Here is a 26,679-nt window from a genome sequence, read left to right on the forward strand (position 1 = left end):
CCCGCCTTTAAGTCCCCCTCGTTCCGCGCGCTTTCAGCGAACCACGCGGGAGTAGCTCAGTTGGTTAGAGCGCCGGCCTGTCACGCCGGAGGTCGCGGGTTCGAGCCCCGTCTCTCGCGCCATTTTGGCAATTCCTTCATAGCCTTAGAATAAACTTCTACACGCCTTTCGCGGCTCTGACGGCGATTGCCGGCATCCGTCGAGAACTCGCGCCATAGTCAGCCCAAGCCCGAATCGTCTAGGCCTTCCAGGACTTGGAGGGACCCCACGCTTTACCGGCTTTTCCGGGGCCCCCTTGTGATTGAGGAGCCCAGATATGGCTAAGAAGGACATGGCTAAGAAGGATTCGGCCAAGAAGGACTTGGGGAAAAAGGCTGCCGCTCCCGCCACCATCACGCTCAAGCACCTCGCCGCCGATATCGCGGAAAGCCAGGACCTCTCGAAGAAGCGCGCCGAGGCCGTCCTGACCGACATGGTCGAGCTCATCACCAAGCACCTGAAGAAAGGCGACCGCGTCCGCATCGTCGGGCTTGGAATCCTCCAGGTCCGCAAGCGCGCCGCCCGCACCGGCCGCAATCCCGCCACCGGCGAGCCCATCCACATCAAGGCCAGCAAGAAGGTCGCCTTCCGCCCGGTCAAGGAACTGAAAGAGGCGATCTGACCACTCACGTTTCGTTAAGCCTGATCAGCGTCCTCCGGCCTCACCGCGCCCTGCTTTTCTGGTATACCGCCTCTCTCCCCTGACCCGGCGGTTTGACCAGAAATGTCCTCCCTCACCTTTTCGCATACCGTGACCGAGCGCTTCCTGCGCTACGTCACCATCGATACCCAGTCCGATCCGGAATCTCCGAGCTCGCCCTCGACGGAGAAACAGAAGGACCTCGGCCGCGTGCTCGCGGCTGAACTGAAGGCCATGGGCGTTGCGGACGCTCATCTGGACGATTACGGCTACATCTATGCAACGATCCCGGCGAACACCACCAAGAAGGTGCCGGTGATCTGCTTCTGCTCGCACATGGACACCTCGCCCGACGTCACCGGCAAGGACGTCAAGCCGCAGATCCTGAAGAACTATCGCGGCGGCGATATCGCCCTCCCAGGCGACACCAGCCAGGTGATCCGCTTCGCCGAGCATCCGGCGCTGAAGAACCAGATCGGCAACGACATCATCACCACCGACGGCACCACGCTGCTCGGCGCCGACAACAAGGCCGGCGTGGCCGAGATCATGGATGCCGCGCATTTCTTCATCAACAATCCGCAAGTGAAGCACGGCACCATCAAGATCCTGTTCACGCCCGACGAGGAGATTGGCCGCGGCGTCGACAATGTCGACATCAAGAAGCTCGGCGCCGATTTCGGCTACACCATGGACGGCGAGAGCGCGGGCTGCGTCGAGGACGAGACCTTTTCGGCGGACGGCGCCACCATCACCATCAATGGCGTCAGCGCCCATCCCGGCTATGCCAAGGGCAAGATGGAGCACGCCATCAAGATCGCCGCCGCCATCGTCGAGCGCCTGCCCCGCGAAGGCTGCTCGCCCGAGACGACATCAGGCAAGCAGGGCTTTCTGCATCCGATCGGCATCGAGGGTGCGCTGGAGCAGGCGACGCTTTCCTTCATCGTGCGCGACTTCACGGAGGAAGGGCTGAAGGAAAAGGAGATCCTGCTCGAGAACATCGTCCAGGACGTGATGAAGGATTTTCCCCGCTCGACCTACACATTCGAGGTGCGGGAGCAGTACCGCAACATGAAGCAGGTGATCGATCGACACCCGCACATTCTCGAATACGCCATCGAAGCGATCCGCCGCGCTGGACTGCGCCCGATGCGCACCGCGATCCGCGGCGGCACCGACGGCTCCCGCCTGTCCTTCATGGGCCTGCCCTGCCCCAACATCTTCGCCGGCGAGCATGCGTTTCACTCCCGGCTCGAATGGGTCAGCCGGCAGGACATGGAGAAGGCGGTCCAGACGATCGTCCACCTCGCCATGATCTGGGAGGAGAAGGCGTAAGGGCTGACGGGATGCCGTCATCGCAGGCGGAGCGCGTTTCGCGAAAAGTCTCGAGGACCGACATCTTGAGCATGGCAAGCTTCAGTCGCTTAGACTTAGGCTGGCGCTTTCCTTACGCTTGCTGCCACTGCGATATTGCGTGGTCCGCCCGAAACCGCCTTGGGGTCGATCCGGTCCACCGGACAAAGGCGTTCGTAAAAGAACTGGCCTCCCGGTAACCGAGCAGCCACGCAATCTGGGAGATCGGTAGTTCCCGCTCCCGCAGGTATCGCTCGGCCAAAGCTGCTCGGATCCGGTCGAGAAGCTCGGAGAATGTTTCTTCCTCCGCCGCCAGCCCCCGCGCCAGCGTGCGGCGGCTCATGCCGAGGCGACCGGCCACTTCCCCTACGTTCGCCGTGCCGTGGGGCAGCAGCTGGACGATCAACTGCTCCACGCGGAATCGAAGGGTTGATCGGGAAAGCTTTCCCTTGCCGAGTGCCTCATTCGCGTAGTCGAGCAGCAGCCGATTGAGATAAGCGTCAGCACCGACGGAGAGCAAGCACGCGTCCGAGGCGGCAAACACGATCTCATCGGCGGCGGCTTCGAAGTCGATGGCACAGCCTAGAAGAGCACGAACGTCGAGAGGCACCGTCGTGCGATGGTGTCTCGTTCTGATTTGGCGCGGCGTCAATTGGCGGTTGGTCAAGTGCCGACAGACGCGGATCAAGGCTGCGAACCAGAACTCGATCTGATGGCGGTCCGAACCACGCTCCACGTTGACGTACTCGAGCGTGACAACGACGGCGCGGCCGAAACCGACCCGGATGCGGACGCCCTCATTGTTGAGCGAGCAGTAACGCTCGGCGTGCCGAAGCGCTTCGGCAAGACTCTCCGATGACGCCATGACGTAGTACAGCAGCCCGATCTGGCGGAGATCGAAATCCCGCGCCAAATGAAACCCCAGATGATCGTCACGCAACTCCCGTGCGGCGGCTTCGAGCAACTTGATCTGGGTCTCCACCCCGAGACGATGACTTGGATCCTCGATCACCTCGAGCGTCAATCCGGCTCTCGACACAAATCGCGCCAGGTCCTTTCCGGCTTTGCGGATCCGCTCGCACGCAAGCCTCGCAATCCCGCCTGTCGAGTTGGGTACAGCACCGAGACGATCGGGTTTGACATAGCGCATGGCAGGGCGTGCCTTGGCACGTTGGCTCAAAAAGCCAATTTCTCGGCACTTGATCGCAAGACGGACCTCCCATCCTCCCGTACGAGAGGTCGATCGCCCCGCGCGCTGTTTCCACAGGATCGCGACGACGACAATCTTCGTTGATTTGGATCAACGAAACTGACCCCGGGCGAGACCGCAGTGCAAAGACCACTTCGACATCCTGAAGAACCGAAGCCCCGGGCCAGATAGACCATGGCGCTGGAGCGTGAAACGGTTGAGCTGCTGGTTCAAGCGGTGAAAATCTGCTATTTCGGAAACGATCGACAGGGATTGCACGATCGGGAATGGATGGTGCTGCGTTTTCTGTCGCGCGCCAACAGGTTTTCACGAACTCCCTCGGCGGTTGCCGCCCTCACTGGCACGGCCAGGGCAACCGCTTCGCAGATCGTGAAGATCCTTGAAGCAAAGTCTTACCTGGCGCGAAGACCTTCAAAACGAGACGGGCGCTCGACGACACTTGTCGTGACCTCTCAGGGTGAGAGGCTTCTGGCCCTGCACGATCCGCTCAACGGTTTGTTGGACGCAATCACTTCGCTGATTCCCGAAGAATGTCTCAGGCTAAGGGACTCGCTTGGCAAAATCTTGAATCGCATCGATACCGCGGATCGTCAGCCGGCGGTGGGCGCCTGCCGCGACTGCATGTTTCTCGCCGAATCTGGCATAAAGCGGCCGTCCCATGGCCGGGCGCGGACAAACACGGAGCTTCGGTGCCGCCTTCACCGCGCGCCGATCGCGGCCGGCGAGGTCGACCTTCTCTGCACGACTTTCGCGCGCGCTACCGCAACTGGCCCAAGGCCCGCGTGACGTCGTGATCCGATGTCCCACCTGAGTGATCTGGCAACAGAAGTATTACCGTTCTCGTCAAGGCAACATGGCCGGGATCGCTCCCGGCCATCGTCCTGCATGTCAAGGCACCGGCATCGCACGCGGAGAGCGATGGAAGCGGTTCGAGCTTGCCATCCAGTTCGGCAGCGGCTCGCCGTCGCGATGGCGGCCGCCGGCAACCGCCGCAGCCCAGGCCACCGCAGCCCCGATCAGGGCTGCTGCCGCAACCGAGAAGGCGACGATGATGGAGTTACGCCGTGCCCGGTTGATCGCCGTCCTCGAATCCGCAATCGCCGCGTCGACCCGTCGTTCCGAGTCGGGTGCCGCGAGGCCCGTCAGCGCGGCCACCTGCTGCACCAGGTAGGTCCGGTCATCGGTGCTGACGCCGCTGTGGCTCGATGACGTCATCAGGATGCGCCCGGCTTCGGCACGAGGTTCCCTGAGGTCGGTGTTGGGGGGCCGCCGCGCTACACGAAACAGCTTGTCCAACTCGTAGCTCAACAGAGGCTCGGCCGCGGACGTATTGCTGGCCGAACTGCGCATCGGCGAACGGTCAACCGCAGCCGCGCCGAGCATGGCGAGCAGCGCGGCACCAAGCAGCACGGCAAGCGCCCAGGACATCAGCCCATGCAGCCCATCCCGCCGTTCGCCGTCGTCTTCGATCGTTGTGACCGCCGGGGCTGGTCGCGTCGTCCGGCCGGCGATATAGCCGCCAAAGCCGAAGCTGACGATCGCCTGGATGATCAGATACAGCCCCGACAGCAAAGCCAGTGCCGCCGATGCATCGCGCCATGTCGGCGAGGCTGAACTGACGCCCAGGCCGACGGCGACCCCAAAGCCGACCAGGATGAACGACATTGCGCCGGCAGCCAAAGCGCCTGCGATGACCGAGCTCCACTGGATGGTGCGCCGGTCGTCGGCAGCGACGACGCCGCCTTCCATGATGTCTTCCCGTATGAGAGTTTCCATCGTCATCGCCGCTCTCTCAGCGCAGGCCGAAGAACGACAAGATCGCCATGACCACCACGATCAAGCCGATGAGATAAATCAATCCGTCCATGGTCTGTCCTCCTCAGTTTCTCCTCGTCGCTAATCACAACGAACAAGGAACGTTCCAAATTGGACCGAACCTGCGGGAACGAACCGGCGCGTTGCGGATTATCTGTCCAAGTCCCAAGGATGAAGTTTGTGAGCACGAAAGCCCCAGCCGGTCAGTCCCGGCTGGGGCTTTCTTTTTGGGCGGCGGTTCCTGTCCTATGTTAACGACGCCGGCTCGCCGATCATCAAGGATGCGGTCGGGGCGGAACTTCCGGATCGGGAGAGCAGCGTGGATCGCAGGACCGCGTGCCTTCATCAGGCAGATGCATTCCGGGAAAAGGCAATCGCCGATCCCGAGCACCACGACCAGTGGATCGATGAAGCCATCAAATGGCTCGAACGCGCCATGGAAGCCGGCTGTCGCGCCGTCGTCACGGTCGAAGCCGGCCACACCGGCGACATGCCGGACGCAGCACGCGGAGCGGCAGCCGATGCTCAGCTGAGTTTGATCACGCGCCAGTGAGAAGAGCTGCCGCCTTCGCCATCGCTGCGGCAATTGTTCCAGGGACGTAACAATGTTGCGGGTCGACACTGTTCCGGCCCTCATGCTAGGCCGGGCGCAGACCGCAACCAGAGTGACGTCGTGCTCGCGAACCGCCAGCCCTCAGGATCATGCCGGCCGCGCAACTGGCGCGGGCTGCTGTCTGTGCTGATCGCGGTTGTCTACCTGCTCGCGGGAGCGCTGCATGGTCTCCACAACATCGACGTCACCACGCCGGGTGGCGGCTCGGAGATCAGCGCGGTCCTCGACGGCTCCACAGACCACAACGATCACAAGGCCATGGGCGGCCATCATTGTCATGGCTGCTTCTCCGTGACGGTGACTCAGCCGGCGCCACCGGTCTCATCGATCGGGCTCGTCTCCGCATCGCGCCCGCAACGCGCCCCCCGGCTCACGGGCATCGTTCCCGATACCGACTCCCCGCCTCCCAAACGTATGGCCTGAACGGATTTGGGCGGGCGCCACGCGCGCCCATGGGGTTCATCCTTTACAGGTCGGTTTCATGTTTTGCAGGGGAATGGCCGCGCGCCTGGCGTGCGCGGCAGCGTGTCTGATTGCCGGATCGGCGCTTGCGCCGTCTCACGCCCAGACTCTGACGATGCGGAGTGCGCTCTCGCGCGCGCTGGCCACGAGCCCGCGGCTGACCGCGGCGGAGCGCGATGTCGGCATCGCCACGGGCCAGCGCATCCAGGCAGGTGCACTTCTCAATCCGGAGCTGACCTACGAACAGGACAATTCGTTCGGGTCCGGCATCTATCGCGGCACGCGATCGGCCGAGACCACGCTCCAGATCAGCCAGGCCTTCGAGCTGTTCGGCAAACGCGACGCGCGGATTGCAGCGGGCGTCGCCGGCATCGAGGTCGCCGCGATCCAGCGCAAGGCCGTCAGGCTGGAGGTGCTGTCGGAGACCGCGATCGCGTTCCTCAGCGTGCTCGGCGCACAGCGGCGCATCCAGATCCTCGACGAGCAGATCACCGCCATTGACCGGCTGACACCCCTTTTACGCCGCCGCGTCGAGGCCGGCGCCTCCTCGCCGGCCGAGACCGGCCGTGCGGAAGTGGCATCCGCCCTCGTAAAGGCCGACCGCGAGCGGTTCAAGGCGACGCTGGCCAGCGCCCGGCGCGAGCTTGCGGTCTTGATGGGCGACGCGGCTCCGAAATTCGGCGAGGTCTCCGGACGGCTCGACACCATGGGACGCCCCCCGACATTCCAGTCGGTCGTCGCCGCGATCGATGCCAATCCGCAGCTGGTGCGCTGGACCGCGATCTATGCCCAGCGCAACGCGGAGCTGCTGCTGGCACGGCTGCGGCCCTACCCCGACGTCCGGATCGCCGCCGGCTGGCGCCATTTCAACGAGACCAATGACAACGCGGCGCGCCTCACCGTCTCGGTGCCGATCCCCGTGTTCGACCAGAACCAGGGCAATATCCTCTCGGCGCAGGAAAGCCTTGCCAAGACCAAGGCCGAGCGCGAGGCCAACCGCAACACGCTGATCGTGGTCGCCGGCCGCGCCTACGACTCGCTCCAAGGCTCGCTGCGCGAGCTCGCGGTGCTGCGCGAGAGCGCCATTCCCAAGGCCACCGAAGCCTCGGATGCCATCGCGCAAGGCTACGGCCAGGGCCGCTTCAGCCTGCTCGAAGTGCTCGACGCCCAGGCCAGCGTCACCCAGGCGCGGCTGCGCGAGCAGGAGGCGCTGCAGAATTTCCACGCGGGGGTGGCGACCATCGAAGGCCTCGTCGGCAATCCCTTCACGCTGGCGCGGGAGAGCGCACGATGAAGACGTCCTCCACCATTCTCGTCGCATTCGTTGCCGCCGCACTTGGCGCTTACGGCTATTCCCTGCTCGGTCCGGCCAGGATCGAGCATGCCGAACACGCCGCAGACAAGAAGCCGGAGAAGCCGAACGACCATGTCGAGCAGGACGAGCACGGCGCCGACCGGATCCGCATCTCCGACGTCAAGCTTGCCGCCGCGGGCGTGACGCTGGCGGAAGCCGCGAGCGTCACGCTGACCGACACGCTCGCCTTCAACGGCATCCTGCGCGCCAACCAGGAAGCCGTGGTGCAGGTGACGCCGCGCTTTCCAGGCGTCGCGAAATCGATCCAGAAGCGCATCGGCGACAAGGTCGGCAAGGACGATCTGCTCGCCACGATCGAAAGCAACCAGAGCCTCACCGTCTACGAGCTCAAGGCGCCGCTTGCCGGCACCATCATCGAGCGGCAGATCTCGCTCGGCGAATATGCCTCCGAGCAGAAGCCGGCCTTCGTCGTCGCCGACCTCACCACCATCTGGGTCGATCTGTCGATCTACCGACAGGACCTGCGGCGCGTTCGCCTCAACGACGAGGTGCTGATCGATCCCGACGACGGCCGTGGCGAGATCAAGGGCACGATCTCCTACATGGCCCCGATCGGCAGCAGCGAGACCCAGACCGCGCTGGCGCGCGCGGTGCTGCCAAATCCGGACGGACGCTTGCGTCCCGGCCTGTTCGTCACGGCACGGCTGATCCTCGCCGCGCGCAACGTCGCGGTCGCCGTGCGCCGAAGCGCGATCCAGACGCTGGAGAACAGGACCATCGTGTTCGTCCGCGAGGACGGCGACAAGATCGAAGCGCGCCCGGTGGAGCTTGGCGATTCCGATCCCCGCCACGTCGAGATCAGGGCCGGCCTATCGGCCGGCGAGCATTACGTCGCGGAAAACAGCTTCGTCGTGAAGGCGGAGATGGGCAAGGGCGAGGCCGAGCATGATTGAGCGCCTCATCGCGGTCTCGCTGCAGCAGCGCTGGCTGGTCCTGCTGCTTGCGCTCGGCGCTATCGCCTTCGGCGCCTGGAATTTCCAGCGCCTTCCGATCGACGCCGTGCCTGATATCACCAACGTCCAGGTCCAGATCAACACCCGCGCGCCCGGTTATTCGCCGCTGGAAACCGAGCAGCGCATCACTTTCCCGGTCGAGACCGCCATGGGCGGTCTGCCGAAACTCGACTACACCCGCTCGCTGTCGCGCTACGGGCTGAGCCAGGTGACGGTCGTCTTCAAGGACGGCACCGACATCTATTTTGCCCGCCAGCTCGTCGGCGAACGGATCCAGCAGGTGAAGGACCAGCTTCCGACCGGCGTCGAGGTCGCGATGGGACCGGTCTCGACCGGGCTCGGCGAAATCTTCATGTACACCGTCGAGGCGAAGGCGGGCGCGAAGACCCAAGGCGGCCACGACTATTCGCTGACCGATTTGCGCACCGTGCAGGACTGGATCATCAAGCCGCAGCTTCGCAACGTGCCGGGGGTGATCGAGGTCAACACCATCGGCGGCTTCGAGCGGCAATTCCACGTGCTCCCCGATCCCGGCAAGCTGATGGCCTACCGGCTCGGCTTTCGCGACGTCATGACGGCGCTCGCCGCCAACAACGCCAATGTCGGCGCCGGCTATATCGAGCGCAACGGCGAACAATATCTGGTTCGCTCGCCGGGCCAGGTCGGCAATGTCGGCGAAATCAGGGACATCGTCATCGGCTCGCGCGGCGGCAATCCGGTCAGGATCAGGGATATCGCGACCGTCACCGAAGGCCGCGACCTGCGCACGGGAGCCGCGACGCGCGATGGCGAGGAAACCGTGCTCGGCACCGCCATGCTGTTGATCGGCGAGAACAGCCGCACCGTGGCACGCCGTGTCGCGGCCCGGCTCGAGGAGATCGCCAAATCGCTGCCCGACGGTGTCGTGACGCGGACCGTCTACGACCGCACTGATCTGGTCGAAGCCACCATCCGCACGGTCGAGAACAATTTGCTGGAAGGCGCGGCGCTGGTCGTGGCGGTGCTGTTCCTGATCCTCGGCAACATCCGCGCCGCGCTCGTGGTAGCCTGCGTCATTCCGCTGTCCATGGCCATGACGGTCACCGGCATGGTCGAGACCAGGGTCAGTGCGAACCTGATGAGCCTGGGCGCGATCGATTTCGGCATCATCGTCGACGGCGCCGTGATCATCGTCGAGAACTGCTTGCGCATGCTGGCCGAGGCCCAGCGCGAGAAAGGCGGATTGCTCACGATCTCCGAACGGCTGCGCGCGATCCGGCGCGGTTCGAGCGAGGTCATCAAGCCGAGCCTGTTCGGAACGCTGATCATCGCGGTGGTCTACCTGCCGGTGCTGACGTTGACCGGCGTCGAAGGCAAGATGTTCACGCCCATGGCGCTGACGGTGCTGATGGCGCTGGGCGCCGCGGTGCTGTTCTCAATCACCTTCGTCCCGGCGGCAGTCGCCATCTTCGTCACCGGCAAGGTGTCCGAACACGAAAACCTGTTCATGCGGCTGGCGAAGCGCGCCTATCTCCCCCTGCTCCGGCTGGCGATCGACAATCGCCTCAGCGTCGCAATCATGGCCGCCATCATCGTGGTCGCAAGCTGCGTTGCGGCCGCGCGCATGGGCGGTGAGTTCATTCCGAGCCTGGACGAAGGCGACGTCGCGCTGGCCTCGATCCGGATTCCCGGCACCAGCCTGACCCAGTCGCTGGAGCTGCAAAAAGCGCTGGAGAAGCGCATCAAGCAGATTCCGGAGGTGAAGGAGTTCTTCACCCGCATCGGCACCGCGGAGATCGCAACCGATCCGATGTCGCCGGCACAGACCGACGGCTACATCATGCTGAAGCCGCGCGCCGAATGGCCCGACCCGGGCAGGCCCAAGTCGGACGTGATCGAGGCCATCGACCGTGCCGCCGACGACATCCCCGGCAGCGCCTATGAAATCTCCCAGCCGATCCAGTTCCGTGTCAACGAGCTGATCTCTGGTGTGCGCAGCGACGTTGGCGTCAAGGTCTTCGGCGACGATCTCGATATCCTGCAAGGCGCGGCAAAACAGGTGGAGGCGGCGATCCGCCGTATTCGTGGCGCCAGCGACGTCAAGATCGAGCAGGTCTCTGGCCTGCCGATCCTCACCGTCCGTCTCGACCGCCAGGCGCTCGCCCGGTACGGGCTCAGCATCAGCGAGGTGCAGGGCATTGTCGAAATCGCGGTGGGCGGCAAGTCGGCCGGCAAGCTGTTCGAGGGCGACCGTCGCTTCGACATCGTCGTGCGCCTGCCGGAACACCTGCGCGGCAATCTCGAGGCCATCCGGGCGATCCCGATACCGCTGCCGCCCGGCGAGGAAGCCACGTCCAGTGCGCCAATCCGGACGGCATTGCCCGCCCCGCCCCTCGCCCAGATGCGCTATGTGCCACTGTCGTCGGTCGCAACCGTCGATGCGACGCCCGGCCCCAACCAGATCAGCCGCGAAAACGGCAAGCGGCGCATCGTCGTCACCGCCAATGTCCGCGCGCGCGATCTCGGCTCCTTCGTCACCGAGGCGGAGGCAGCCGTCGCGGAGAAGGTCAAGCTGCCACCGGGCTATTGGATCGGCTGGGGCGGACAGTTCGAGCAATTGGTCTCCGCCACCAAGCGGCTGACGCTGGTCGTGCCGGTGGCGCTACTGCTGGTGTTCCTGCTGCTGTTCATGGGCATGGGATCGGCGGCGGATGCGGCGCTCGTGTTCTCCGGCGTGCCGCTGGCGCTGACCGGCGGCGTCATGGCGCTGCTGCTGCGCGGCATCCCGCTGTCGATCAGCGCCGGCGTCGGCTTCATCGCGCTGTCGGGCGTGGCCGTGCTCAACGGGCTCGTCATCATCGCCTTCATCGAGCGGCTGCGCAGCGAGGGGCACCCCGTCGCCGACGCGGTCCGCGAGGGCGCGCTGACACGCCTGCGTCCGGTGCTGATGACGGCGCTGGTGGCGTCCCTCGGCTTCGTACCAATGGCCCTTGCCACCGGGGCCGGCGCCGAGGTGCAGCGGCCGCTTGCAACCGTGGTGATCGGCGGTATCATCTCCTCGACCGTCCTGACGCTCCTGGTGCTGCCGGCCCTCTACGTGCTGTTCCGCCGTGACGGGGCTGCCGAAACGCCTACAATGACGCCTGATTTGGCAGCTTCCGGGGAGCGCTAGAGGTGGGCAGCCACGACCATCACGGTCATCATCACCACGATCACAGCCATGATCACGGTCACGATCATGGTCCTGGCCACGCCCATGTTCATGCGCCCGCCAGTTTCGGCAAGGCGTTCGCGATCGGCATCTCGCTCAACACCGCGCTGGTGGTGGCCGAGGCCGTCTACGGCTATATCGGCAACTCCACCGCCCTGCTTGCCGACGCCGGCCATAATCTTTCCGACGTGCTAGGCTTGGTCGTGGCCTGGTGCGCATCGATCGCGGCGCGGCGCGCCCCGAGCGGACGCTTCACCTATGGCCTGCGCGCCTCCACCATCCTGGCGGCGCTGGCGAACGCGGTGTTCCTGCTGGTCGCAACTGGCGCGATCGGCTGGGAAGCGTTCTTGCGCCTGCGTGAACCGGAGCCGGTCGCCGGCATCACCGTGATGGTGGTCGCCGGCATCGGCATCCTCATCAACGGTTTTACCGCCATGTTGTTCGCGCGCGGACGCAAGGACGACATCAACATCGAAGGCGCCTATCTGCACATGGCGGCCGATGCCGCGGTCTCGCTCGGCGTCGTCATCTCGGCGGCGCTGATCATCTGGACCGGTTGGCTCTGGCTTGATCCCGTCACCAGCCTCGTCATCTGCGCCACCATCCTCTGGAGCACCACCAGCCTGCTCCGCGGCTCCATCGACATGTCGATGGCGGCGGCCCCCAAGGGCACCGACATTGCCGCGATCAAGATCCTTCTGCTGGGGAGGCCCGGCGTCACTGCGATCCACGATCTCCACGTCTGGCCGATCTCGACCACCGAGACGGCGCTGACCTGCCACCTCGTCATGCCCACCGGCGCCGGCGATGCATTCCTGATGGAGACCGCGCAGATGCTGAAGAGCTCCCACCGCATCGGCCACACCACCCTTCAGGTCGAGACCCATCCCGACAACGGCTGCGCGCTGGCGCCGGACGATGTGGTGTAGGATTCGCCAGTCCACCACTCGTCATTGCGAGCGCAGCGAAGCAATCCAGACTGCCTCCGCGGACACGGCCTGGATTGCTTCGTCGCAAGAGCTCCTCGCAATGACGGTGGAGTGAGGCGTGCCTACGCCGCCTTCGCCGTCACGATCCAGATCGCGCCCTGAAGCGCCACGCTCTGCCCCTTCAGGAAGGGCGCGAGCATCTCGCGGATCGAGGCTTTTGCCGCGGCATACGTCTCCGGCGGATGGCCTTGCAGCGCGCGGCTGGCGGGGCCGATCTGGAGCGAGCCCTCGACGGCGGCATCGAGCCCGCCGCCGCTCGCGACATCCATCGCGAGATTGTGCGGCTCCATCGCGACGTCGACGAAGCCCGCGCCTTTCAGGATGCGTGTCACGCGCTCTTCGGAGGCAAAGGCGAACGGGCCCGGCTCGTCCGGCCCGACCGGTGGCATCTTGGGCACATGTTTGTAGACCGCCATCAACGGCGCCATCATCCAGGGATTTTCCTTCGGCTCGCGCCAGCAGGCGAAGGCGAGCCGCCCCGTCGGCTTCAGTGCGCGGCGGAGATTAGTGAAAGACGCGATCGGATCGGCGAAGAACATCACGCCGAAGCGCGAGGCCAGCAGGTCAAAACTCGCCGGCTCGAACGAATGCACCGTCGCATCCGCCAGCACGAAATCGAGCGGCAGGCCCTTTGGCGCAAACGCACGCGCCTGCGACAGCATCGGCTCGGAGACGTCGAGCCCGAGCGCGAAGCCATTCGGGGCCACCGCTTTTGCGAAGGCGAACGTCGTCGCACCGGAGCCGCAGCCGACGTCGAGGACGCGCTCGCCCGGCTTCGGCCTGGCGCGCTCGATCAGCACCTCGGCAATGGGCCCAAGCAGGCTCTCCTGCGCCGCATGGCGATCGGCCCAGCGCTGCCCGCTGGGGCCATTCCAGTAAGCGATCTGATCGGCGTTCTGCTCGTGTCCGCTTGGCTGCTGCATCGGGCCTCCGCATGACGGCCCGCTGGGGTGGCCCGCAACGCCGCGCTCGCTGCGCGAGCGCATGGTGGTGGGCGGTGAGAGATTCGAACTCCCGACCCTCTCGGTGTAAACGAGATGCTCTAACCAGCTGAGCTAACCGCCCCTCGCCGCTTCTTTATCCCCACCGAGCCCGAACGGGCAAGCGCGGAACGCCAATTCCTGGGCCTCAATCCCCCGGCCGTCCCGGCAGCAGTGGCACCGCGTCGGTCCAGACCGCCGCCGACTGGCACCAGATCTGCCTGACGGGCCGCAATGTGTCGCGCTGGCGGATGCTGCCCCAGCGGATGCCCCAATCGTCCTCCTGGTCGCCCTCGCCGCTCGTGAATAGCGGGGAACCGCACTCGGCACAGAAGTGCTGAAAGCGCATCCGGCCGTTGTCGCCACGCTTGCCGTAGATCCTGGGGGTTCCGCTGGTCAGCTTGACGTCGACCTTGGTGCAGATCGCGGTCACCCTGAACGGCGAGCCCGTCAGGGTCTGGCAGTCCCGGCAGTGGCAGACCGACACCGTCTCGGGATCGATCTCCGCTTCAAAGGTGATCTGGCCGCAATGGCATTGCCCGTCGATGTGCATTGTCGTCATCCGCTGCCCCCAAACAAAAACGGCGCCCGAAGGCGCCGTTTTATCATCTTTTTCGAGCTGCGATCTCAGTGAGCGGTCAGGCCGCCAGCGGCTTCGTCGCCGTCCGGCTTCACCGTAACCTTGGTGTCCTCTTCCCAGACGATCGGCACCGGCTTCTTCACCAGAGCCTTGGCGACGACGTCGTCGAGGCGGGAGACCGGGATGATCTCCATGCCGCCCTTGATCGCATCGGAAATCTCCGTGAGATCCTTGGCGTTGTCCTCGGGGATCAGCACCGTCTTGATGCCGCCGCGGGCGGCAGCCAGCAGCTTCTCCTTCAGGCCGCCGATCGGCAGCACGCGGCCGCGCAGCGTGATCTCGCCGGTCATCGCGACATCGTGGCGGACCGGGATGCCGGTCATGACCGAGATGATCGCGGTGGCCATCGCCACGCCCGCCGACGGACCGTCCTTCGGCGTCGCGCCTTCCGGCACGTGCACGTGGATGTCGCGCCGGTCGAACAGCGGCGGCTCGATGCCGTAGACGATCGCGCGCGAGCGGACGTAGGACGCCGCTGCCGAGATCGACTCCTTCATCACGTCGCGCAGATTGCCCGTGACCGTCATCTTGCCCTTGCCGGGCATCATGACGCCTTCGATCGTCAGCAACTCGCCGCCGACATCGGTCCAGGCAAGTCCGGTGACGATGCCGACCTGCGGCTCGCTCTCGATCTCGCCGAAGCGGTACTTCGGGACGCCGAGGAACTCTTCCAGAGTCTTCTCGGTGACCTTGACCGACTTCTTCTTGGAGATCATCAGCTCCTTCACCGCCTTGCGGGCGAGTGTGGAGAGCTCACGCTCCAGGTTACGCACGCCCGCTTCGCGGGTGTAGCGGCGGATCAGAAGCAGCAGCGCGTCGTCGTCGATCGAGAACTCCTTGGAGTCCAGGCCATGCTTGGACACCGCGTTCGGGATCAGGTGCTTGCGCGCGATCTCGACCTTCTCGTTCTCGGTGTAGCCCGCGATCCGGATGATCTCCATGCGGTCCATCAGGGGGCCGGGAATATTGAGCGTATTCGCGGTCGTGATGAACATCACGTTAGACAGATCGTAGTCGACCTCGAGGTAGTGGTCGTTGAAGGTCGCGTTCTGCTCGGGGTCAAGAACCTCGAGCAGCGCCGAGGACGGATCGCCGCGGAAATCGGCGCCCATCTTGTCGATCTCGTCCAGCAGGAACAGCGGATTGGACGACTTCGCCTTCCGCATCGACTGGATGATCTTGCCGGGCATCGAACCGATATAGGTGCGACGGTGACCGCGGATCTCGGCCTCGTCACGCACGCCACCGAGCGAGACGCGGACGAATTCGCGCCCCGTCGCCTTCGCGATTGACTTGCCGAGCGAGGTCTTGCCGACACCGGGAGGGCCGACGAGGCACAGGATCGGGCCCGTCAGCTTATTGGCGCGCGACTGCACGGCGAGATACTCGACGATGCGGTCCTTGACCTTCTCCAGCCCATAGTGATCGGCATCCAGAACCGCCTGCGCGGCCTCCAGATCCTTCTTCACCTTGGACTTCTTATTCCACGGGATCGACAGCAGCCAATCCAGATAGTTGCGCACGACGGTCGCTTCCGCGGACATCGGCGACATCTGGCGCAGCTTCTTTAATTCATGCTGCGCCTTCTCGCGCGCTTCCTTGGAGAGCTTGGTCTTGGAGATCTTCTCTTCGAGATCGGCGAGCTCGTCGCGACCGTCGTCGTCGCCGAGCTCCTTCTGGATCGCCTTCATCTGCTCGTTGAGATAGTACTCGCGCTGGGTCTTCTCCATCTGGCGCTTGACGCGCGAGCGGATGCGCTTCTCGACCTGGAGCACCGAGATCTCGCTCTCCATCAGGCCCAGCACCTTCTCGAGGCGCTGCGTGACCGACAGCGTCTCCAGGATGCCCTGGCGATCCGCGATCTTGACGGCGAGATGCGAGGCGACGGTGTCGGCAAGCTTGGCGAAATCAGTGATCGCCTGCACGACGCCGACGACCTCGGCCGAGATCTTCTTGTTGAGCTTCACGTAGCTCTCGAAGTCGGACACGACGGAGCGCGCCATGGCCTCCGCCTCGACCGACTTCGCATCGGTGTCGGCGAGCGCAATCGCCGTTGCTTCGTAATAGTCGGCGCGATCGGTGTACTTCTGCACGCGCGCCCGCTCGAGCCCTTCGACCAGCACCTTCACGGTGCCGTCGGGAAGCTTCAAGAGCTGGAGCACGCTGGCAAGCGTACCGGTCTCGTAAATGGAATCGGGTGCCGGATCATCGTCGGACGCGTTCTTCTGGGTCGCGAGCATGATCAGCGCGTCGTTCTTCATCACCTCTTCGAGCGCGCGGATCGACTTCTCGCGGCCGACGAAGAGCGGAACGATCATGTGCGGGAAGACGACGATGTCGCGCAGCGGCAGCACGGGATAAGCGTGCGTTTCGCCATGAACGATGGTTGGCCTGGGTTTTGGATTGGTCATGGCCTTTTCCTTTTGCTTTGCCCCCTTGCACGCAGCCCGCCATGCTCATGCGCAACCGCCACAAGGTGCCGAGGTGATCGGCAAAACCGGTCGGTCCTTTTGAGGTTGGACCGGCTCGCCGGATCGGAACTGAGGCGAATCTTGAAGAGAATTTTTGCTCGCCGCCGACATTAGGTGGCTATCGACCCGGGGGGTGTCAAGTCATTGAAGACGCGCGCCATCAGGCGCTTACGCACGCAAATAAGCGACGCAACACCGGCGGCGGAGAGACTTTCCGCAGCCCTTGCTTGAGGAGACGATTGGAGCGTTCCAGCGCCGAAATCAGGCGCTGGCGTTCTCGACGGCGCGATCGGACCGATCAGCGTAGATGTAGAGCGGACGCGCCGTTCCTTCCACGACTTCGCGGGAAATCACGACTTCTTCCACACCTTCGAGGCCCGGCAGGTCGAACATGGTCTCGAGCAGGATCGCCTCGAGGATCGAACGCAGTCCGCGCGCACCGGTCTTGCGCTCGATCGCCCTGCGGGCAACCGCGCCAAGCGCCTCGTCGGCGAAGGTCAGCTCGATGTTCTCCATCTCGAACAGCCGCTGGTACTGCTTCACCAGCGCGTTCTTCGGCTCGACCAGGATCTTCTTGAGCGAAGCCTCGTCGAGATCCTCCAGCGTCGCCACGACGGGCAGACGGCCGACGAATTCCGGGATGAGGCCGTACTTCAGGAGATCCTCCGGCTCCACGTGACGGAAGATCTCGCCGGTACGGCGGTCTTCCGGCGCGAGCACCTGGGCGGCGAAACCGATCGAGGTCGACCGTCCGCGTGCCGAAATGATCTTCTCGAGGCCCGAGAACGCACCACCGCAGATGAACAGGATATTGGTGGTGTCCACCTGCAGGAATTCCTGCTGCGGATGCTTGCGACCGCCCTGCGGCGGGACCGAAGCCACCGTGCCTTCCATGATCTTGAGCAGTGCCTGCTGCACGCCCTCTCCCGACACGTCGCGCGTGATCGAGGGATTGTCGGACTTGCGGCTGATCTTGTCGATTTCGTCGATATAGACGATGCCGCGCTGGGCACGCTCGACATTGTAGTCGGCGGCCTGGAGCAGCTTCAGGATGATGTTCTCGACGTCCTCGCCGACATAGCCGGCTTCGGTCAGCGTCGTCGCATCCGCCATCGTGAACGGCACGTCCAGGATGCGAGCGAGCGTCTGCGCGAGCAGCGTCTTGCCCGAACCGGTCGGACCGATCAGCAGGATGTTCGACTTCGCAAGCTCGACGTCGTTGTGCTTGGTCTGGTGGTTGAGGCGCTTGTAGTGATTATGCACCGCGACCGAGAGGACCTTCTTCGCATGGTTCTGGCCGATCACGTAATCGTCCAGCACCTTGCAGATTTCCTTCGGCGTCGGAATCCCGTCGCGCGACTTCACCAGCGAGGATTTGTTCTCCTCGCGAATGATGTCCATGCAGAGCTCAACGCACTCGTCGCAGATGAAGACCGTGGGACCCGCGATCAGTTTGCGCACTTCGTGCTGGCTCTTGCCGCAGAACGAGCAATACAGCGTGTTCTTGGAGTCGCTCGTGCCGACCTTACTCATTCATGTCTCCGTCCGCGGTTCGATCCCGTCCGCTCGATCGCCCTATTCCGGCACGACAGCCGGTACAGTCCTTCAAATAGAGCAAATTCCGTACCAAAAAAGACCCTACGCGTTACATGCCGTGCGAATCACGGTCACTCGATATCTCCGCGATCATAGCCGATCAGTCGTAGCGAACCATGCTGTCACCCGACTATCAAGAATTCGCTAATCGAGGGGCGCCGGCTACCCGTGACAATACCGTGATTTCCGGTCTTGGCACGGGCGAAGTGATCGAAATCACCCCGGCGTTGCTGGATTGCCACGAAAAACAAGCACGAAAGCGGAACTTTCTGCCTGTCGCAGGGCGCAAAACTGCGTTTTGCGACGCGCGCACGTGTCCTTAACGTGAACGCTCCCTGATGGTGCCGGCGATCCCAAAGGGGTCGCCGTCACAGTAGTGCTACGGGGTCTTCGGCGCCGCGGTTTCCTCGGCGCGCTTGTCGATAACCCTGTCGACCAGGCCAAACTCCTTGGCGTCGCTCGCGGTCAGGAACTTGTCGCGTTCCAGCGCATCCTCGATCGCCTTGTAGGTCTGGCCGGTGTGTTTCACGTAGATCTCGTTGAGCCGCTTCTTCAGGTTCAGGATTTCCTGGGCGTGCAGCATGATGTCGGTGGCCTGGCCCTGGAAGCCGCCGGAGGGCTGATGCACCATGATGCGCGCGTTCGGCAGCGAGAAGCGCATGTCCTTCTCGCCGGCACAGAGCAGCAACGAGCCCATCGAGGCGGCCTGTCCCGTGCACAGCGTCGAGACCGGCGGGCGAATGAACTGCATGGTGTCGTAGATCGCGAGGCCCGACGTCACCACGCCGCCCGGCGAGTTGATGTACATCGAGATTTCCTTCTTCGGATTTTCCGCCTCAAGGAACAACAGCTGCGCGACGATCAGCGTCGACATGCCGTCCTCGACCGGCCCGGTCAGGAAGATGATGCGCTCCTTCAGAAGGCGCGAGAAAATGTCGTAGGCGCGCTCGCCACGGTTGGTCTGCTCGACCACCATGGGCACGAGGTTCATGTAGGTTTCAACCGGATCGCGCATGAGTCACCTAGGGTTTTGAAGAGGCGGACACCGCCAGTCCCGGCTGCCAGTCGGGGCTGGATCTGCCGGAAGGCCGATGGACGTCCCGTGATGCAGGAACTTGGCAGAAGACTTAGTAGAAGAACTTGGCAGAAGCAGAAGGCGTAGCGACAGATATAGCCCAATTCGTTCCTGACAAGTGCGGAGCGAATTAAGGCTTAATCCGTGCGGCAGTTGAAGCTGATTCGTACAAAGAGGCCCAGCCGGCCACCTGGCTAGCTCGACCTCTTCGCTGATCATCCTTAATGCACGGCTATCCTAAAGGCTCTCCTGCAGCCCTCAGGCGGCGGTCTTTTCCGCCTCGTCGTCCTTGTAGAGATCGTCGCGCGAGACCTTCTTCTCGGTCACCTTGGCAAGCTCGAGGATGAAGTCGACCACCTTGTCCTCATAGATCGGTGCACGAAGCTGGGCCAACGCTTGGGCGTTGCTGCGGTAATAGTCCCAGACCTCCTTCTCGCGGCCCGGCATCGAGCGCGCCCGCTCGATCACGGCGCGGCCGACCTCGTCGTCGGTCACGGAGATCTTGTTCTTCTCGCCGATCTCGGAGAGCACGAGGCCGAGCCGCACGCGGCGATCGGCGATCTTGCGGTACTCTTCCTTGGCGGCGTCTTCGGTGGTGTCCTCGTCGGCGAAGGTCTTGCCGGCGGAGTCCATCTCGGCCTTCACCGAGTTCCACATCAGATTGAACTCCTCGTCCACCAGCGAGGGCGGAGCCTCGAAGCGATGGGCCTCGTCGAGGCGGTCGAGCAGCGCACGCTTGACGCGCTGGCGCGTCGCGGTCGCGAACTCGGCGACCAGCCGCTCGCGTGCCGCTTCCTTCAGCTTGTCCAGCGATTCGAGGCCGAGCGTCTTGGCGAACTCGTCGTCGATCGCGAGATCCTGCGGCGCCTCGATCAGCGTCGCGGTGGTCTCGAACTCGGCCGGCTGGCCCGCGAGCTTGTCGTTCATGTAGTTCTTGGGGAACGCCACCTTCAGCGTGCGGGTCTCGTCAGTGGCGATGCCGGTGAGCTGCTCTTCGAAGCCGGGGATGAAGGTGTTGGATCCGATCACGACCTGGATGCCCTCGCCGGCGCCGCCCTCGAAGGCTTCGCCGTTGATGGTGCCCTTGAAGGCGACGGTGACGCGATCACCCGAGTCGGCCTTGGCGCCCTCGCCCTTCGCGGCATAGCCACGGTTCGAATCGGCGATGCGCTTGATCGCCTCGTCGACGTCGGCGTCGGTGACTTCGGCGACGGGCTTCTCGACCTCGAAGGTCTTGAAGTCGGCGAGCGCGATCGACGGCACCACCTCGATCGCAACCGTGTAGGTCAGATCGGTTTTGCCGTTGAGCAGCTCCTCGACCTCGGCCTGCTCGGTCGGCATGGTGATCTTCGGTTCGGTCGCCAGGCGGAAGCCGCGCTCGGAGAACAGCTGCGTGTTGGTGTCGCGGATGGTCTGGTCGATGGTCTCGGCCATCACCGAGCGGCCATAGACCTTCTTGAGGTGCGTGACCGGCACCTTGCCGGGACGGAAGCCGTTGATGCGGACCTTGTCCTTGAGGTCGACGAGCTTGGCACCGGCCTTGGCGTCGAGATCAGACGCGGGAACGCTGATCTTGAACTCGCGCTTCAAACCTTCCGAGAGGGTTTCTGTGACCTGCATGGTGTCCAATCTTCTTCTCGTTCGGTCCCGGCGCGCATGCGTCGGGACGCTGCCATTAATCGATCCGGCGCGAGGCGAACGCCTCAACGCCGGTGGTTCATCGGACCGGCTTCCGGCGGACAAACATCCGCGCGGGAGCAGATCGCGTAATCCGTGCAAACGCTGAAAGCGCTTGGTGCGGGCGGAGGGACTCGAACCCCCACAACTTTCGTCACTGGAACCTAAATCCAGCGCGTCTACCAGTTCCGCCACGCCCGCGTAAATTTGCATCAAGACCGGCCGCGATGCCGCGGGCGGCGGGCTTATAGCATGTGCCCGCCTGTTCGCAGCAAAAAAATGGCCCGATAGAGGCAGGCTTCACCTAGGCATGGCGGCTGGACTTATCCAGCACGGCGTGGTCGGGATCGGCGATGAAAACGCGGATCTTCGGCCCGACGAGGCGCGAGGTATTGGCCGGACTTGGACTCGGCATCGGGGCCTCTGCGGCCGGGCTGATGGCGGGCGGCGCAGTCCCGGCCATGACCGCCCAGCTCGCCCTTCAGGCAAGGCCGGCGACGTTGGCTCTGAGGCCGGGGCAGCCGGCTACACCCATCTGGGAGCTGGCCGCCGTAAGCCACCTCGGGGATGTCCGTCTCAAACGTGGCGACCGCTGCGAGGTGGTCTTCCGCAACGGTCTGCCTGTCCCGCTTGCACCAGTCTGGTACGGCCTCAATGGCCCGGCCGCAGCCGACCCGCTTCGGGGTCGCGCCCCGACCGCCCCGGACGCGACGGAAACATCAATCATTTCAATACCAAATGCGGGAACCCTGCTGGCCGACTTCCGGCTCTTCGAGGACGGCCTGAAGCAGCCCGCGCGCCCCCTGCCGATCATCGCCGCAGAGACCAACCCGGTCGCCGTCGATCGGGACGTGGTCCTCTTGATCGAGGAATGGCGGCTGCGGCCGGACGGGACCGCACTCGCCCCGGGCCGCGAACCGAAGGACACATCCCCGCTCTTCACAGTCAACGGGCAGACTTCATTCGAACTCGCAGCCGCAGCCAATGAGCGGCTGCGGCTGCGCTTTATCAACGGCTCCCAACGTTCTGTTCTGGCGATCAAATTGGAAAGTCACGAGGTCCAGGTGATGGCCTTGGACGGACAGCCAGCTGAGCCGTTCCAGGCGCGAAACGGCGCCCTGGTGCTGGCTCCCGGCGCACGCGCCGACGCCTTTGTGGATGCGGCCACGTCGGCCCCATTTCTGCTGCATGATGGCACGGAGGCGCGCCAGGTCGGCCGGCTGACGGTCTCCGGCAAGGTGGAGCGGCGCGTGCCCTTGTTGCCGCCACAGCCGCTCCCTCCGAATGACCTGCCCGACCGGCTTGATCTAAAAGGCGCCCTGCGATTCGGTGTCGCGCTCGGGGTAGCCGACGCCGGGTGGATACGGCCCGCAAATTTCTCGACGTCGTCCGCCCCCGCCTTTCGCGCCAAGGCCGGCCGCACCGTCGTGCTGGCCCTCAAGAACCCCGCACCCGTCGCCACCGTCTTCCATCTCCATGGCCACCATTTCCGCCTGCTCGACAAGCTCGACGACGGCTGGAAGCCGTATTGGCTCGACACGCTCGCGATCGAACCCGGCCAGACCCAGCGCATCGCATTCGAGGCCAGAGGTCCCGGCCGATGGCTGATGGAATCCGTCGTAGCCGATTGGGCGTCCCCGCGGCTGGCGCGCTGGTACGCGGTGGAGTGAGAGCTCAGTATTCCACCCCCAGCGCATGGTAGATCCGCCGGTGCACGGCGGGCAGCGTCTCAGTGAGATCCTCCGCGATCAGGCCCGGCCCCGCCTCGCTCCCCGCTTCGCCATGCATCCACACGGCGATGCTGGCGGCTTCGAATGCCGGCACGCCTTGCGCCAGCAGCCCTGCGATAATGCCGGCGAGCACGTCGCCGGCGCCCGCGGTAGCGAGCCAGGGCGGCGCGTTGGCGGCGATGGTGGCGCGGCCGTCGGGCGCGGCGATCGTGGTGTCCGGGCCCTTCAGCAGCACGACAGCGCCGGAGCGCTCGGCGGCGGCGCGCACGCGCTCGATCTTCGAGCGTCCCGGATATTTGTTGCTGAGGTCGGAGAACAGGCGCGGGAACTCGCCCTCGTGCGGTGTCAGCACCACCACCTTGTCGTGCGACGTCTTGATCGATTCGAACAGGCGCTCGGGATTGGCGGCAAAGCTCGTCAGCGCATCCGCGTCGAGCACCAGGCGCCGCTGCGCGTTAAGCGCCGTGTGGACGAGATCGCAGGTGCGCTCGCCGACACCCGCGCCGGGGCCGATCATGCAGGTGTTGTAGCGCTTGTCACCGAGCAGCTCGCCGAACTCGATGGCGGTATCGACGGGGCGAACCATCACCGCGGTGAGCGCAGCCGCATTGATCGCGAGAGCATCACGCGGAGTGGCCAGAGTCACCAGGCCCGCGCCGGCGCGTAGCGCTCCGCGCGCGGCGAGACGCGCTGCACCGGTCGCGGCCGCATCGCCCGAGACCGCCAGCACATGGCCCCGCGCGTATTTGTGGCCGTCGATGCGCGGCACCGGAAAGGCGGCGCCCCAGAAGTCCGGATCGTTCTCAAAAATCTGCGGCGCGATCTCGTCCAGCACCTGCGCCTCGATGCCGATATCGGCGACACGGACGTGTCCGCAATGCATCCGCCCCGGCAGCAGCAGATGCGCCGGCTTCTTGCGGAAGAAGGTGACGGTCTCGGTGGCGTTCACCGCCACGCCCAGCACGGCCGCACTGGTGCCGTTGATGCCGCTCGGCAGATCGACCGCGAGCACCGGCGCACCGTTGCCGTTGATCGCCTCGATCATCTCACGCGCCTCGCCGTCGACAGGACGGCTGAGGCCCGCGCCGAACAGCGCATCGATGATCAGCGCCGGTCGCCCGATCGCCTGCGGGTTGAACGGAAGCACCGGGTGCTTCCAGCCCCGCGCCGCCGAGGCCGCGTCGCCCTGGAGCTGGTCGCGCTCGCACATCAGGATCACCGAGACCTCGCGGCCTTGCGCGGCCAGCTCGGCGGCTGCAACAAAACCGTCACCGCCATTATTGCCCGGGCCGGCCACGATCAGGATCGGCCCCTCCTCCACCAGTGCGTGGGCGGCCTCGGCGACCGCCTGGCCGGCGCTGAGCATCAGCTTGAAGCCGGGGGTGCCTGCCGCAATGCTGAGCTGGTCGGCGCGCTGCATTTCGGCGTTGGTCAGAACTTCCATGCCACTTCCCTGTCCAAAAGCCTTTTCAAGAGGCACGTTCCGCACCGGGCTATCCGACGGAACAGCGATCTGCACAGATATTGAACCGTTTGCCTATTTCGTAGTCTGCGGTATTTTGTGCGGGTCGGCGCCACCTATCAGAGCTGCACGTTAAAAGGCTGATAACGCTCCAACAATCAGGGCATTTGCAAATTGGCATAGACCCTGCTTTCGCGGAAGTCGCTTCGGTTCGTCGTGCTCACTGGCATTTATCAGGGTGTGGCCGGCCGTTGTTGCCGGACTGGTCAGGGATCCCGGCATAGCGAAGACAAGATCGTGCGTCATGAAAAGCGCATCCTGACGAAGACGTTGCTATTTGTTCGAAAGGCCGGGAGGCGCGCAGTGAAGAAAATCGAAGCCATCATCAAGCCATTTAAGCTCGACGAGGTGAAGGAAGCGCTTCAGGAAGTCGGCCTTCAGGGCATCACCGTCACCGAAGCCAAGGGCTTCGGCCGGCAGAAGGGTCACGCCGAGCTGTACCGCGGCGCAGAATACATCGTCGACTTCCTGCCCAAGGTGAAGATCGAGATCGTGATCGGCGACGATCTGGTCGAGCGCGCCATCGACGCAATCCGCCGCGCCGCGCAAACGGGGCGCATCGGCGACGGCAAGATCTTCGTCTCCAACATCGAAGAGGCGATCCGCATCCGAACCGGCGAATCCGGGCTGGACGCTATCTGAGCCGGGTGCTATCCCGCATTTTGCGACATTCTGACAAGAAATAGGCTGCTTCGGCGGCCTCATTTTGTTTGTGCCTCGCGCGCCTCAAGAAGCGTGAACACGGTCGCTTGAAGCTTGGAAACCGACCCGCAGAGCCAAAAGGGGTATGCATGAAGACCGCCAAAGACGTCCTGAAATCGATCAAGGACAACGACGTCAAATACGTCGACCTGCGCTTCACCGATCCGCGCGGCAAGTGGCAGCACGTCACCTTCGACATCAGCATGATCGATGAAGACATTTTCGCTGAGGGAACGATGTTCGACGGCTCCTCGATCGCCGGCTGGAAGGCGATCAACGAGTCCGACATGTGCCTTATGCCCGATCCGGTGACCGCGACGATCGATCCGTTCTTCGCCGAGACCACCATGGTCATCACCTGCGACGTGCTCGAGCCGACCACCGGCGAGCCCTACAATCGCGACCCCCGCGGCATCGCCAAGAAGGCCGAGGCGATGGTGAAGTCGATGGGCGTGGGCGACACCGTGTTCGTCGGCCCCGAAGCCGAGTTCTTCGTGTTCGACGACGTGCGCTTCTCCGCTAACCCCTACAGCACCGGCTTCCGCCTCGACTCCTCGGAGCTGCCGACCAACTCCGACACCGAATACGAAGGCGGCAATCTCGGCCATCGTGTCCGCACCAAGGGCGGCTACTTCCCGGTGCCGCCGCAGGACTCCGTGCAGGACATGCGCTCGGAGATGCTCGGCGCCATGGCCAAGATGGGCGTGAAGGTCGAGAAGCACCATCACGAAGTCGCTTCCGCCCAGCACGAACTCGGCATGAAGTTCGACACGCTGACGCTGATGGCCGACCACATGCAGATCTACAAATACTGCATCCACCAGGTCGCGCACATCTACGGCAAGACCGCCACCTTCATGCCGAAGCCGGTCTTCGGCGACAACGGCTCGGGCATGCACGTGCACCAGTCGATCTGGAAGGACGGCAAGCCGGTGTTCGCCGGCAACAAATACGCCGACCTGTCGGAGACCTGCCTCCACTACATCGGCGGCATCATCAAGCACGCCAAGGCGATCAACGCCTTCACCAACCCGTCGACCAACTCCTACAAGCGCCTGGTCCCGGGCTATGAGGCCCCCGTGCTGCTCGCCTATTCGGCGCGCAACCGCTCGGCCTCCTGCCGCATCCCCTACACCGCTTCGCCGAAGGCCAAGCGCGTCGAGGTGCGCTTCCCAGATCCGCTCGCCAATCCCTATCTCGGCTTCGCCGCGATGCTGATGGCCGGCCTCGACGGCATCAAGAACAAGATCGATCCGGGTCCGGCGATGGACAAGGACCTCTACGATCTGCCGAAGGAAGAGCTGAAGCAGATCCCGACCGTGTGCGGCAGCCTGCGCGAGGCGCTCGAAAACCTCGACAAGGACCGCGGCTTCCTGAAGAACGGCGGCGTGTTCGACGACGACTTCATCGACGCCTATATCGAGCTGAAGATGACCGAAGTCGCCCGCTTCGAAATGACCCCGCATCCCGTCGAGTTCGAGATGTACTATTCGGGCTAAGCCGCCCGAAATTCCTGCGACAAGCAAAAGGCGCTTCCAAAAGGGGGCGCCTTTCGTATTGGGGAAACCGTAGGTGGGTGGAGCCCTTGCGAAACCCATCATCTCGCAACTCGCGATGGCGATGGGCTTCGCTGCGCTCTACCCCTCC

Annotated in this window: 21 protein-coding genes and 3 tRNA genes; 13 read left to right on the plus strand and 11 right to left on the minus strand. The window is 64.2% G+C overall.

Annotation, left to right across the window (positions count from 1 at the left end):
- Positions 1 to 45: 45 nt before the first annotated feature.
- The 3 genes from GWG67_RS21755 to pepT all read left to right on the plus strand — a co-directional run bounded on the left by GWG67_RS21755 (position 46) and on the right by pepT (position 2,014).
- Positions 46 to 122 (plus strand) — tRNA-Asp (locus GWG67_RS21755).
- A gap of 209 nt (positions 123 to 331) precedes the next feature.
- Positions 332 to 661: an HU family DNA-binding protein gene (locus tag GWG67_RS21760; protein ID WP_275171393.1), complete on the plus strand. Its 330-nt coding sequence runs from the start codon at positions 332 to 334 to the stop codon at positions 659 to 661.
- Positions 662 to 763: 102 nt separating this feature from the next.
- Positions 764 to 2,014, plus strand: coding sequence for a peptidase T (gene pepT, locus GWG67_RS21765; protein ID WP_275171321.1), 1,251 nt, complete (start codon positions 764 to 766; stop codon positions 2,012 to 2,014).
- Between the two features lie 112 nt (positions 2,015 to 2,126).
- On the opposite strand, the gene GWG67_RS21770 is transcribed toward pepT, so the two are convergent.
- Positions 2,127 to 3,182: an AraC family transcriptional regulator gene (locus tag GWG67_RS21770; protein WP_275171322.1), complete on the minus strand. Its 1,056-nt coding sequence runs from the start codon at positions 3,180 to 3,182 to the stop codon at positions 2,127 to 2,129.
- 234 nt (positions 3,183 to 3,416) lie between these two features.
- Between GWG67_RS21770 and GWG67_RS21775 the strand changes: the two genes are divergently transcribed.
- Complete coding sequence (locus GWG67_RS21775) at positions 3,417 to 4,028, plus strand: MarR family winged helix-turn-helix transcriptional regulator (protein WP_275171323.1); 612 nt, start codon at positions 3,417 to 3,419, stop codon at positions 4,026 to 4,028.
- Positions 4,029 to 4,130: 102 nt separating this feature from the next.
- Here the strand turns inward: GWG67_RS21775 and GWG67_RS21780 are convergent, their stop codons facing one another.
- Positions 4,131 to 5,024 carry a hypothetical protein gene (locus GWG67_RS21780; RefSeq protein ID WP_275171324.1) on the minus strand — a complete coding sequence of 298 codons (894 nt, stop codon included), beginning with the start codon at positions 5,022 to 5,024 and terminating at the stop codon, positions 4,131 to 4,133.
- A 352-nt stretch (positions 5,025 to 5,376) separates the two neighbouring features.
- Here GWG67_RS21780 and GWG67_RS21785 point away from each other — a divergent pair, with 352 nt between their 5' ends.
- The 6 genes from GWG67_RS21785 to GWG67_RS21810 all read left to right on the plus strand — a co-directional run bounded on the left by GWG67_RS21785 (position 5,377) and on the right by GWG67_RS21810 (position 12,579).
- Positions 5,377 to 5,610 (plus strand): hypothetical protein, encoded by a 234-nt coding sequence (locus tag GWG67_RS21785; RefSeq protein ID WP_275171325.1) that lies wholly within the window; start codon positions 5,377 to 5,379, stop codon positions 5,608 to 5,610.
- A 120-nt stretch (positions 5,611 to 5,730) separates the two neighbouring features.
- The gene (locus GWG67_RS21790) at positions 5,731 to 6,093 is read left to right on the plus strand and encodes a hypothetical protein (protein WP_275171326.1); all 363 of its coding nucleotides are present in this window, start codon (positions 5,731 to 5,733) and stop codon (positions 6,091 to 6,093) included.
- A gap of 58 nt (positions 6,094 to 6,151) precedes the next feature.
- Positions 6,152 to 7,426, plus strand: a complete 1,275-nt coding sequence (gene ihpA / locus GWG67_RS21795; protein ID WP_275171327.1) for a divalent metal ion exporter subunit IhpA — start codon at positions 6,152 to 6,154, stop codon at positions 7,424 to 7,426.
- The gene (gene ihpB / locus GWG67_RS21800) at positions 7,423 to 8,400 is read left to right on the plus strand and encodes a divalent metal ion exporter adaptor subunit IhpB (RefSeq protein WP_275171328.1); all 978 of its coding nucleotides are present in this window, start codon (positions 7,423 to 7,425) and stop codon (positions 8,398 to 8,400) included. Before ihpA ends, ihpB begins: the two co-directional genes overlap by 4 nt.
- Positions 8,393 to 11,611: an efflux RND transporter permease subunit gene (locus GWG67_RS21805; RefSeq protein WP_275171329.1), complete on the plus strand. Its 3,219-nt coding sequence runs from the start codon at positions 8,393 to 8,395 to the stop codon at positions 11,609 to 11,611. Before ihpB ends, GWG67_RS21805 begins: the two co-directional genes overlap by 8 nt.
- Positions 11,612 to 11,613: 2 nt before the next feature.
- Positions 11,614 to 12,579 (plus strand): cation diffusion facilitator family transporter, encoded by a 966-nt coding sequence (locus GWG67_RS21810; protein WP_275171330.1) that lies wholly within the window; start codon positions 11,614 to 11,616, stop codon positions 12,577 to 12,579.
- 122 nt (positions 12,580 to 12,701) lie between these two features.
- Here the strand turns inward: GWG67_RS21810 and GWG67_RS21815 are convergent, their stop codons facing one another.
- The 8 genes from GWG67_RS21815 to GWG67_RS21850 form a co-directional block, all read right to left on the minus strand.
- A complete protein-coding gene (locus tag GWG67_RS21815; protein WP_275171331.1) occupies positions 12,702 to 13,562 on the minus strand; it encodes a class I SAM-dependent methyltransferase in 861 nt (286 codons plus the stop codon).
- A 65-nt stretch (positions 13,563 to 13,627) separates the two neighbouring features.
- Positions 13,628 to 13,704 (minus strand) — tRNA-Val (locus tag GWG67_RS21820).
- Between the two features lie 63 nt (positions 13,705 to 13,767).
- A complete protein-coding gene (locus GWG67_RS21825; protein WP_275171394.1) occupies positions 13,768 to 14,172 on the minus strand; it encodes a GFA family protein in 405 nt (134 codons plus the stop codon).
- A gap of 74 nt (positions 14,173 to 14,246) precedes the next feature.
- Positions 14,247 to 16,670, minus strand: a complete 2,424-nt coding sequence (lon, locus tag GWG67_RS21830; RefSeq protein ID WP_275171332.1) for an endopeptidase La — start codon at positions 16,668 to 16,670, stop codon at positions 14,247 to 14,249.
- A gap of 321 nt (positions 16,671 to 16,991) precedes the next feature.
- Entirely contained in the window at positions 16,992 to 18,263 is a 1,272-nt protein-coding gene (gene clpX / locus GWG67_RS21835) for an ATP-dependent Clp protease ATP-binding subunit ClpX (protein WP_007603503.1), read from the minus strand.
- A 442-nt stretch (positions 18,264 to 18,705) separates the two neighbouring features.
- Positions 18,706 to 19,341, minus strand: coding sequence for an ATP-dependent Clp protease proteolytic subunit (locus tag GWG67_RS21840; protein ID WP_007603501.1), 636 nt, complete (start codon positions 19,339 to 19,341; stop codon positions 18,706 to 18,708).
- Positions 19,342 to 19,659: 318 nt separating this feature from the next.
- Positions 19,660 to 21,021, minus strand: coding sequence for a trigger factor (gene tig / locus GWG67_RS21845; protein WP_275171333.1), 1,362 nt, complete (start codon positions 21,019 to 21,021; stop codon positions 19,660 to 19,662).
- Between the two features lie 173 nt (positions 21,022 to 21,194).
- A tRNA-Leu gene (locus GWG67_RS21850) sits at positions 21,195 to 21,279 on the minus strand.
- Positions 21,280 to 21,431: 152 nt separating this feature from the next.
- On the opposite strand from GWG67_RS21850, the gene GWG67_RS21855 reads away from it, so the two are divergent.
- The gene (locus GWG67_RS21855) at positions 21,432 to 22,748 is read left to right on the plus strand and encodes a multicopper oxidase family protein (RefSeq protein WP_275171334.1); all 1,317 of its coding nucleotides are present in this window, start codon (positions 21,432 to 21,434) and stop codon (positions 22,746 to 22,748) included.
- Positions 22,749 to 22,752: 4 nt separating this feature from the next.
- Here GWG67_RS21855 and GWG67_RS21860 read toward each other — a convergent pair whose 3' ends face one another.
- Complete coding sequence (locus GWG67_RS21860; RefSeq protein WP_275171335.1) at positions 22,753 to 24,252, minus strand: NAD(P)H-hydrate dehydratase; 1,500 nt, start codon at positions 24,250 to 24,252, stop codon at positions 22,753 to 22,755.
- Between the two features lie 381 nt (positions 24,253 to 24,633).
- On the opposite strand from GWG67_RS21860, the gene GWG67_RS21865 reads away from it, so the two are divergent.
- Together GWG67_RS21865 and glnA are read left to right on the plus strand one after the other, a co-directional pair.
- The gene (locus tag GWG67_RS21865; protein ID WP_007603495.1) at positions 24,634 to 24,972 is read left to right on the plus strand and encodes a P-II family nitrogen regulator; all 339 of its coding nucleotides are present in this window, start codon (positions 24,634 to 24,636) and stop codon (positions 24,970 to 24,972) included.
- A gap of 149 nt (positions 24,973 to 25,121) precedes the next feature.
- Positions 25,122 to 26,531, plus strand: coding sequence for a type I glutamate--ammonia ligase (gene glnA, locus GWG67_RS21870; protein ID WP_007603494.1), 1,410 nt, complete (start codon positions 25,122 to 25,124; stop codon positions 26,529 to 26,531).
- Positions 26,532 to 26,679 lie beyond the last annotated feature (148 nt).

The sequence above is a fragment of the Bradyrhizobium sp. CSS354 genome (assembly GCF_029051725.1).
Taxonomy (GTDB): Bacteria; Pseudomonadota; Alphaproteobacteria; order Rhizobiales; family Xanthobacteraceae; genus Bradyrhizobium.

Coding starts and splice junctions, on each gene's coding strand:
- glnA (WP_007603494.1), top strand. CDS start 25,122: ATGAAGACCGCCAAAGACGTCCTGAAATCGATCAAGGACAACGACGTC.
- GWG67_RS21825 (WP_275171394.1), bottom strand. CDS start 14,172: ATGCACATCGACGGGCAATGCCATTGCGGCCAGATCACCTTTGAAGCG.
- pepT (WP_275171321.1), top strand. CDS start 764: ATGTCCTCCCTCACCTTTTCGCATACCGTGACCGAGCGCTTCCTGCGC.
- tig (WP_275171333.1), bottom strand. CDS start 21,021: ATGCAGGTCACAGAAACCCTCTCGGAAGGTTTGAAGCGCGAGTTCAAG.
- ihpB (WP_275171328.1), top strand. CDS start 7,423: ATGAAGACGTCCTCCACCATTCTCGTCGCATTCGTTGCCGCCGCACTT.
- GWG67_RS21840 (WP_007603501.1), bottom strand. CDS start 19,341: ATGCGCGATCCGGTTGAAACCTACATGAACCTCGTGCCCATGGTGGTC.
- GWG67_RS21770 (WP_275171322.1), bottom strand. CDS start 3,182: ATGCGCTATGTCAAACCCGATCGTCTCGGTGCTGTACCCAACTCGACA.
- lon (WP_275171332.1), bottom strand. CDS start 16,670: ATGACCAATCCAAAACCCAGGCCAACCATCGTTCATGGCGAAACGCAC.
- clpX (WP_007603503.1), bottom strand. CDS start 18,263: ATGAGTAAGGTCGGCACGAGCGACTCCAAGAACACGCTGTATTGCTCG.
- GWG67_RS21780 (WP_275171324.1), bottom strand. CDS start 5,024: ATGACGATGGAAACTCTCATACGGGAAGACATCATGGAAGGCGGCGTC.
- GWG67_RS21815 (WP_275171331.1), bottom strand. CDS start 13,562: ATGCAGCAGCCAAGCGGACACGAGCAGAACGCCGATCAGATCGCTTAC.
- ihpA (WP_275171327.1), top strand. CDS start 6,152: ATGTTTTGCAGGGGAATGGCCGCGCGCCTGGCGTGCGCGGCAGCGTGT.
- GWG67_RS21860 (WP_275171335.1), bottom strand. CDS start 24,252: ATGGAAGTTCTGACCAACGCCGAAATGCAGCGCGCCGACCAGCTCAGC.
- GWG67_RS21805 (WP_275171329.1), top strand. CDS start 8,393: ATGATTGAGCGCCTCATCGCGGTCTCGCTGCAGCAGCGCTGGCTGGTC.
- GWG67_RS21775 (WP_275171323.1), top strand. CDS start 3,417: ATGGCGCTGGAGCGTGAAACGGTTGAGCTGCTGGTTCAAGCGGTGAAA.
- GWG67_RS21760 (WP_275171393.1), top strand. CDS start 332: ATGGCTAAGAAGGATTCGGCCAAGAAGGACTTGGGGAAAAAGGCTGCC.
- GWG67_RS21855 (WP_275171334.1), top strand. CDS start 21,432: ATGAAAACGCGGATCTTCGGCCCGACGAGGCGCGAGGTATTGGCCGGA.